Raw genomic sequence first — 421 nt, forward strand, 5'->3', positions numbered from 1 at the left:
AGTGCTCTTGTCGATGAACACGTCATCGGTAGGCGCCGGGACAGTCACGGTGCCAACAGTGTCGCCCGCCTTGATGGTGATCGACGAACCGTTGTCGAGTTTCAGCGTGACGTCAGTACCGGCCTTGTTGCTCAAGGTCGCGGTGTAAGTGATCTGTCCACCTTCGTTGACAGCGCTTGGTGCAGTCAGTGTGACGGTGGTGGTGTTATCGGTACCCGGGGTGTCAGTCACAGTCGTGGTGACTTTATCGGTTCCTGGAACCAGGTTCTCAAAATGCTCGCCGCCGGTGACGCCTTTGATGGCTGTGGTGACAGTCTGGTCGCCTTTGTACACATCATCCGGTGCCAAGACCGAAACAGTGCCGCTGGACTGATTCACACCGATAGTGATGGTTTGGCCGTTATCCAGAGTCACGGTCAGC

The 421-nt window shown here is 56.5% G+C and carries 1 protein-coding gene; it reads right to left on the bottom strand.

All coding sequences use genetic code 11. The features are described 5' to 3' along the window. A partial coding sequence (locus KVH01_RS29515) for an immunoglobulin-like domain-containing protein (protein ID WP_217883808.1) occupies nucleotides 1-421 on the bottom strand: 421 nt, incomplete at both ends.

Origin of the sequence: Pseudomonas khavaziana (genome assembly GCF_019145205.1) — a bacterium.
In the GTDB taxonomy this organism is placed as follows: domain Bacteria; phylum Pseudomonadota; class Gammaproteobacteria; order Pseudomonadales; family Pseudomonadaceae; genus Aquipseudomonas; species Aquipseudomonas khavaziana.